This is a genomic window from Alteromonas sp. MmMcT2-2, from assembly GCF_022348305.1.
GTDB lineage: Bacteria > Pseudomonadota > Gammaproteobacteria > Enterobacterales > Alteromonadaceae > Alteromonas > Alteromonas macleodii.
The window spans coordinates 1-8,711 of the sequence record NZ_JAKRFA010000074.1; the positions used below are offsets into that span (position 1 = coordinate 1).

At 43.0% G+C, this 8,711-nt stretch carries 6 protein-coding genes and 1 pseudogene; all 7 read left to right on the forward strand.

The genetic code is table 11. From position 1 onward, the window contains the following. Positions 1 to 465 precede the first annotated feature (465 nt). The gene (locus MHM99_RS20145; protein WP_239220397.1) at positions 466 to 3,024 is read left to right on the forward strand and encodes a GGDEF domain-containing phosphodiesterase; all 2,559 of its coding nucleotides are present in this window, start codon (positions 466 to 468) and stop codon (positions 3,022 to 3,024) included. Positions 3,025 to 3,196: 172 nt separating this feature from the next. Continuing rightward, entirely contained in the window at positions 3,197 to 4,549 is a 1,353-nt protein-coding gene (locus MHM99_RS20150; RefSeq protein WP_239220398.1) for an alkaline phosphatase PhoX, read from the forward strand. A gap of 274 nt (positions 4,550 to 4,823) precedes the next feature. Continuing rightward, on the forward strand, positions 4,824 to 5,000 hold the full coding sequence (locus tag MHM99_RS20155) for a hypothetical protein (protein WP_155279885.1): 177 nt from the start codon (positions 4,824 to 4,826) through the stop codon (positions 4,998 to 5,000). A 7-nt stretch (positions 5,001 to 5,007) separates the two neighbouring features. Beyond that, positions 5,008 to 5,475: pseudogene (locus MHM99_RS20160) on the forward strand (catalase-related domain-containing protein); the annotation flags it as partial. 157 nt (positions 5,476 to 5,632) lie between these two features. Beyond that, a complete protein-coding gene (locus MHM99_RS20165; RefSeq protein ID WP_239220400.1) occupies positions 5,633 to 6,247 on the forward strand; it encodes an ankyrin repeat domain-containing protein in 615 nt (204 codons plus the stop codon). Positions 6,248 to 6,606: 359 nt separating this feature from the next. Then, complete coding sequence (locus MHM99_RS20170; protein ID WP_239220401.1) at positions 6,607 to 7,659, forward strand: aldo/keto reductase; 1,053 nt, start codon at positions 6,607 to 6,609, stop codon at positions 7,657 to 7,659. Positions 7,660 to 7,768: 109 nt separating this feature from the next. Next, the coding region (locus MHM99_RS20175) for a Na/Pi symporter (protein ID WP_239220402.1) at positions 7,769 to 8,711 on the forward strand (943 nt) is incomplete at its 3' end.

The following is an 8,711-nucleotide window of genomic DNA, read 5'->3' on the forward strand; positions in this document are numbered from 1 at the left end:
GGTGGTCGTACAGTAGGTGCTGGTGTTGTATCTAAGATCCTAGACTAATCTAGACTTAGCAACACAAGCCAAGAAAAGCGCACTTAGGTGCGCTTTTTTATGCCTGCGATTTAGAACGTCACTCCCTCGCAATCTGCATAACAGAAAGCTTTGGGGAGAGAAGGAAACACGCCGTAAACTTACCCTTCTTTTTAAGTTAGTGCTTCGACACCGCCCCCCCTGCGTTGTAGAGTTTCAGAGGGCACAGCACTCACTCTCTAATACAGAAATAACTTAAGGCCCGGCGGGTTTTATGGGGAAGCGGACAAACTTATTTCAAAATGACTAGGTTCGAGGCTAGCCTTAATCGCAAGTTGAGCTATGCTTAGGCATTGATAAATTTGAAACTTATTATCGTCCTGCCTTTTTTCCGTCAGTGCGAAGTGGCAAACTCCATTTTAATGTTTTAACAAGGTTTTATAAGTAATGTCATTCGAGTCAGTTTTAAATGAATCGGAGTTCAGCACAATTGTTTTGGAAAATCGTAGTGCTTATGAGCAAGATTTATTAGGGTTTAATGAGTTACTTCACGCTGACTATCTCTTTTTAGGCGTCAAAAAAGCGGATAAAATTTCCGTATTAGTAGGGCTTGCGCACGACTCTCCAATTTCACAAATTGAATATGACCTGAAGGGTTCGCCTTGTGAAACTGTCTTGCTAACTGGAGCGTGTGGTTACAAGTCGGACATTTGCGAGCATTTTCCCGATGATCAAACCCTCAGTGAGCTTAATGCGCAAGGGTATTTAGGCGCGGGCCTCTTTAATGAGAAAAACCAAGATATTGGTTTACTCGTTGCTATTTTTAACACTCCCAAGCATGACATCAATGAGTGGTTACAAGTTTTCTCACTGCAAGCTAAGTTGTTTTCTACACAACTGCAGAAGGACTTTTTCGCAATAAAAACCGCGCGTAACCTAAGCCTTATTGATGAAATAAGCCGTATGTCGAAAACAGGGTCATGGGAGTTTTATCCTGAAACTGAAAAGTTAATATGGTCATCAGAGACATACCGTATCTTCGGTTTACCAGTCGGTAGTGCCATAAACGTCCAAAAAGCCATCAACTCTTTCGCCCCGGGATATACTGAGGAGTTAACGCTCGCATTTGATAACCTCCGTTTTCACCAACAGCCCTATGACATTCAGTGCAAAATTATCGATTCGTCAGGCACTATTCGATGGGTAAGAGCCTCTGGGAAAGCGGAGCTTTATAAGAATGGCGCAGTGAAGCGTCTTTTCGGTGCATTTGAAGATATTACTGAATATAAAACCGCGCTTACTCTCAATGAAGAGCGAGCGATGAAAATTCAAAATATTTTGAATAATATCAATGATGCTGTATTTAGTATCGACGTCAAGGGCACAATCACACATTGTAACGACATTGCGCTTAAAACGTTTGGTTACACGCGAAGCGAGTTAATCGCTCAATCTGTAGAGATTCTAATGCCAGAACCTTATGCGTCTAACCATGCTTTTTATATGCGCAATTATATGGAGACTGGGGTAGGTAAAATTATAGGAGTAGGTCGTCAGCTTCCGGCTAAGCGAAAAAACGGCGATATATTCCAGATGGAATTGTCATTGTCGGAGAGTTTTGACCAGGGTGAAAGGGGATTTATAGGTGTTATACGGGATATTAGTGAACGTATAGAAGCGCAGGATACCATTTATAACCTCGCTTATACTGACTCTGTTACCCGCCTTCGAAATCAGCAGTGGTTCCATCAACGCTTTAAAGACTTGATGTTACGCGCATCGTTGAAGCAAGAATATATACATATTTTGTTGTTAGATATCGATAATATGGCGCAAATCAATACGCGTTTTGGCTTTGGTAACGGCAACTATGCTATAAGAAAGATTGCAGAGCAGTTGCTTTTCGTCATCGGCCACGATTATGAAATTTTTAAATATGGCGGTGATAGTTTTGTCGTACTGTCTAAAAAAACCTACATAAAAGAAGACCTCCATAAATTTGATGCGAACTTAGTGGAAAGCGCACTCCTTAGTCCACGTCATTTCGATATTGTCATAAATTCAGTGAAATGGTCTCTTACCGCGTCACTTGGCAGTGCTATCTTTAACCCGCAAGGTCAAAGCTTTGAGTCAATCATCAATGTAATCGAACAGGCTGTTAAAAGGGCAAAAAGGTCGGCACCTTTTGGTCTTTGTCATATTTCAGAGGATGGGTTTAAAGAGTTCGACCGTTACTTAGATATAAAATCTAAGCTTGAACAAGCGATAGAACGCGATGAATTATCAATAGTACTTCAGCCTCAAGTTACCCATGATGGAACGGTTTCTTCTTTCGAAGCGTTGGTGCGGTGGTACTCGAAAGAGTTAGGTCCAGTAAGCCCAAGTGAATTTATTCCTATTGCCGAAGAGAGCTACGCTATCTGCGAAATAGGTGACATAGTTTTAAGAAAAACGCTGAGCGTTATTAGTAACTTCGTGAAAAGCGGTTTAAAAACCAGTATTGCGATCAACATAAGCGCTAGACAAATCGTTGTGCCTGACTTTATAAATTCGCTACTTTCTCGCGTAAATCAATACGGCATTCCACCTCACATGTTAATGCTGGAATTAACAGAAACCGCTTTAGTGGTGGATATTGAGCTGGTTAAGGAAACCATGCTTGAACTCGCAAGATTCGGCTTTCGCTTTTCAATTGATGATTTCGGTACTGGATATTCCAGTCTTGCATACCTGAAAGTTCTCCCGATCAGTGAGCTTAAAATTGATAAGTACTTTGTGGACGACATAGGAAAAGATTTTGATGGAAAAGCGGCGCAGATTGTTGATGCAATTATTGAAATGGCCAAAGCACTGAATGTCACATGTATTGCAGAGGGTGTAGAGAGTGAAGAGCAGCTAAAATACCTAATAGGTAAAGGCTGTGAAAAATTTCAAGGCTATTACTTCTCAAGGCCTGAACCGGAAGCACATTGGGCGAGAATCAATGAAAACACAAAACTACCCTAAATTTAAAGAAAGTTTGCAATTATCCGCTATTGGCTAGGCAAGTCTTGATCGTGTTCTAGGTTCTCTTTTCCACCTGAAAAAGCGGCTTTCTTGTAAGTTTTATAAGCTCCTTTTGTCATACTGTAACAATACCGAGTTATAATTTTTGAATTTAGTGCTGTGAGAGACTTTGATGGTAACACGACGCCAGTTTTTAGTAGGCTCTTTGGCATTTGGTGGCCTAGCGACCAGTGCTTTTGGTAAGAAAATAAATTTGGCGTCTATGCCTATTAGTGAAGGCTATGGTGCACTAGTCGCCGACCCTCAAAAGCTGCTCGATTTACCTAAAGGCTTTAGCTATAAGGTTATATCAAGCCTTGGAAATAGCATGTCTGATGGTATGCATGTACCTGACAGAGCGGACGGTATGGGTTGTTTGCCTGTAGAAGGCAGTAGCGACAAAGTGGCGCTTATACGTAACCACGAACTGCACCCCAAACATTTAAGTGCTCAGCCACAGTCTATTCAAAAGCATACTAGCGAGTTGGCCTATGACAACTATCATAGTGGGGTTGCTTTACCAGGCGGCACCACAACCATGGTGTATAACCTTACCACCAAAATGGTAGAGCGAGAGTTTATCAGTCTTGTTGGAACGGTAAGAAACTGCTCGGGCGGCATTACGCCTTGGGGCACGTGGCTTACGTGTGAAGAGTCCGTAGACCGACCTCATGGCCCGAACGGCGATGTGGTAAACAAAGATCACGGCTACATATTTGAAGTACCTGCAAACGCTGACTCACTCATTGAAGCTAAACCGCTTAAAGCAATGGGGCGCTTTAACCATGAAGCGGCATGTGTTGACCCCAAAACCGGTATTGTTTACCTGACTGAAGATCAGGGTGACAGCTTGCTTTATCGCTTTGTACCTAACGAGTACGCTAACCTGGCAGCTGGCGGCCAATTAGAAGCCCTGGTAGTAAAAAATAAACCTCAGTTTGATACACGTAACTGGAGTTCCACAACTATGCCATTGGCGACGTGGTTCGACGTTGAGTGGATAGCATTAGACAATCCAGAAAGCCCGAACGATGACTTACGCGCTAGAGGATATGAGAAAGGTGCTGCCTTATTCGCTCGCGGTGAAGGTATACATTGGGGTGAAAATGAGCTTTATTTTTGCTGTACTAATGGTGGCCAAAAGCAGCTCGGTCAGGTGATGAAACTTGTTCCTTCTGCTGATGGTAAACAAGACAAGCTTCAGCTATTTTTAGAAAGCGAAGACAAGAACTTATATAACTTCGGCGATAACTTGACCGTATGTCCAAACGGACATCTATTGGTGTGTGAAGACCAATATACCGACATTGTTGATAACCATTTACGCGGTGTTACACCAAATGGAGAAGTGTATAACTTTGCAAAGCTCCATGCGCAAACTGAACTTGCTGGCGCGTGTTTCTCGCCTGACGGTAATACGCTTTTCGTGAATATTTACTCTCCAACGAAGACCTTAGCTATAACCGGGCCATGGCTTGAAGGTTAGAGATCAGAGGTTTGAGACCAGATATTAAGGGTTCTCTAGTAAACTGGCGTCATTTATTTTTATTACTTTAAAATGGCGCCGCTATCCCCAAAGTGTGAACTGCAAATTTCTATCAACCTTTCTTTCGTCACGCATCATTTACTTACTTTCATACCTTTTCTCGATTAACGAGTACCTTTACAATCTAATAAATTAATTATTTGAATCGTTTTAACCCGTTTTAATAGTTTTGTTCAATTAATGATAATACGCTCAACTTAAGAAGGAGAGCCAAATGAGCGCACTATTAAAAAAGCTAACAACGGCGAATAGCCACCGTGTTTCCTCCACAACTAATCAACCCATTCGAACGCAATGCAATTACGCTGATAACTATTATGGCGACCAAGTTTGCGTAGAAGTCAAAGCCCCTAAACCTCGTACCAACCTTCATGTGGGAGTACAGCTGTGAGAACCTCAAAAATGCGGTTATCAATAACCACGAACAGCATGGTCAGCTTCGAACGACTAGCACTGCGCGCGACGTGAATTATCAGCCAAGTCGACGTCTTGATCTTAACGAAGAACCGGCGTTCCGTTACTCAAGCAAACCGCTTGCAGGTATGACGCAACAAATTCCGTTCTACAAAGAGCAGAACTTTAAACAAGCAGGGGAGTTTTTCAGAAAGCTAACCAAAGAAGGCCAGCAAAACCTGATTAATAACTTAGGTGGAGCACTGGCATCGGTGCCTGAAGAAGAAATCCGCGTCATTATTAGTGCTTATATGTACAACGCAGATAAAGACTACGGCAAAGGCGTAGCTAAACTAGCAAACGCACCAATGGCTAAAGTCCGTCAAACGGCGAAAGACTTGATGGAACAGCAGGCTGCACGTGCAGCTAAAGCGAAACAAGTTGCAGAAAGCCTGACGGCGCTAATGCAATAAACCTGAGCTACTAAAGTCAGAGCTACTTAAGTCAGAAATATTAAAGTCAGAAGTACTAAAAGGTGGACTATTTATCGTTGATAAATAGTCCACCCAATGCGTAGCTACCTAATTTCAATTACTTTTCACTTCATGCGTCGATAAATAAGAGGGCACAATGTCTATTTTTAAGACCTCACTACTACCAACACTGTTCGTTATTGTCACTCTATTCAGCTTCGATGCCAGTGCTGTAACACAAATAACTAGCGCGGCGGATAAACCTGCGCAATCAGCTTCGCTATCGATTAAAGCACTAAAAGTGCGGTATTTCGACGCAGCTAGAGAAGGCGACAGCACCCTGTTGCAAGCCTTTTATAACGCTGGGCTAGATGTAAACGTCTCAGATGAAAAAGGCTATACAGCACTTATTCTTGCGGCGTACCACGGTCACACTGACACCGTGAACTTTCTTATTGAGCAGGCGAAGGTAAACCCGTGTCAAGAAGACAACCGCGGGAATACTGCACTTATGGGCGCTATATTTAAAGGTCATGTCAGTTTGGCAAAGCAGCTGGTATTTGCCGATTGCGATATAGACGAAGAAAACGCACAAGGGCAAACGGCGCTAATGTTTGCAAGCCTCTTCAATAGACAAGAGGTTGTAAGCAGCCTAATAGAAAAAGGCGCAAATCCCAAGCATGTAGATAAAGCTGGTAACTCAGTGGCAGATATAGCCTTGTCGCAAGGCAATTACGCGCTGGCTGAGGCACTGAACAAAGATAATAAGTAGCTTACCTCACCGGCTTTTAGTTGCTGCGCTCACGTCTATCGTGTTAATTCTGGTATTGATCAAGAGTTCTGCGACATTTCACCGAGCTTTTGTTAACTTTCTTACTTTCTTTTATCGCTGGAAGCGTCAGTATCAAATAATTAATACGAGAAAGTTAGGGGTTGCAGAGTTAAAATCACTCGCAGAATTGGCGAATGAAATGGTCGAGTCCAAAAGAGATATTGAGGCGCGGCTAGCAAGTGTAGAAGCCGAGTTGACCATTAAGAAAGCCTCATAAGTACAGAGAGCATTTTTATTTCTTAAGCGGTCGACTTATTATTGCATCAATAAGGTATAAGCCAAGCAAGGTAGAAGCAAAAATGAAGTTTAACCGCTTAGGAAATAGCGACTTACAGGTGTCGGATGTGTGTTTGGGCACAATGACATGGGGCATTCAAAACACCCAGCAAGATGCAGACGAGCAAATAGCGTTTGCCCTGGATAAAGGTGTGAACTTTGTCGATACGGCGGAAATGTATCCTGTTCCCCCAAATGTAGATACCTATGGCGATACAGAGCGCATTATCGGTAATTGGATTTCGCGGAACGAATCAAAGCGCTCTGACATTGTTTTAATGACTAAAATTGCTGGCAGCGGTTTGAATTACATTCGAAACGCAGGGCCCATTACAGCTGACGCTATCGCAAACGCACTCACCTATTCATTAGAACGCTTAAAAACGGATTATATCGACGTTTACCAGCTTCATTGGCCGAATAGAGTTACACCTCATTTCGGTAAGCATTGGCCGGATGGTGCGGACCCAACGAACACCAACCGAGAAAAAGAACTGGATGGTATGCGTGATATCCTTCTCGGCATTAAGCGCGCGCTGGATGAAGGGAAAATTAGACACTGGGGGCTGTCAGATGACACGCCTTGGGGAATTCACGCCTTTCTTACACTTTGCAAAGAGCTGGATATGCCGCTTCCAGTTTCTATCCAAAATGAGTTCAGTTTACTTCACGCGAAAGACTGGCCTTATTTAATTGAAATGTGTGAATTAGAGAACATTGCTTACCTTCCGTGGTCGCCGTTAGCAACGGGTATGTTAAGTGGTAAGTATCAGGATGGAGCCAGACCGGAAGGTAGCCGTTGGACACTAGCTCAGCGTATGGGGTTATTTAGAGATAAAGCGCCAGCGCAGGCAGCTACAGCTGAATATATGAAGATTGCAGAAAAAGCAGGAATAACACCTTCTCAACTCGCGTTGGCGTGGTGTAAGCAAGTGCCTGGTGTTACCTCAACAATTATTGGTGCTACCACTGTGCCTCAACTTAAAGAAAATATAGATGCGTTTGATATTTCACTTTCGAAGGAAACATTGGACGACATTCACGGTGTACTAAGGCAGTATCCTTTAGGCTTCTAAGCGAATTTTTTTCTTCCTAAGATTGGCGGGGTAGCACTTCACTCCCCGTCATTTTTGTGTAATACGCACGTCATATTATGAGCTTTTCAAGTATGAAGTTGTGCGTATTATGTCAATGATTGACCCTCAACTAGCCAAGAACAGTGTGCTAGAAAAAGCACATAGCTGGCGTAAGTGGCTTCTTTTAGCCTTGTTAGTCTATGTGATGTTATTAGCTGTCAGCATGATCGGCAGCGGATTCAAATTTGCTACTGGCGACCACGCGAAATCTCTTTTTAGTTTTGCTTCTAATCCTGTCATGGGATTGATTATTGGTATGGTGTGTACCGCACTTATTCAGTCTTCAAGTACGGTTACCTCTATTATTGTCGGAATGGTAGCGGGTGGTTTACCCATAACTATCGCTATACCCATGATGATGGGCGCCAACATTGGGACCAGTATTACCAACACCTTGGTGAGCCTTGGTCATGTTGCAAAAAAAGATGAGTTTCAACGAGCCTTCAATGCGGCCACTATTCATGACTTCTTCAATGTGCTGTCGGTACTAATTTTCTTACCTCTTGAAATGGCGTTTGGTATTTTGGAGTTCTTAAGTGCCCAATTGGTTGCGCTTATCCATACAGGTGAAGCCATCGGTGTGTCTGGTGTTAATCCTATTAAAGCGATGACGCAACCGGTAACAGACATAGTTACACAAGCATTCTCCTTTTTACCTTCTATTTATCCGGGCGTAGCGAAAATAATTCTTGGTATCGGCCTTATTATGTTTTCAATTACCTACATGGGTAAAATTATGAAATCACTTATGGTAGGCAAGGCAAAGGCGTTATTGCATACCAGCATAGGAAAAGGGCCACTCTCTGGAATAACGTCGGGTGCTGTGATGACAGTGCTAGTGCAATCCTCGTCAACCACCACATCGCTCATGGTTCCTTTGGTTGGCAGTGGAATTTTAAAAGCTAAGGATATCTATCCGTTCACATTGGGCGCAAATATAGGCACATGTATCACTGCGCTTATCGCAGCGTTGGGTGTAGTGGGGGTTAATA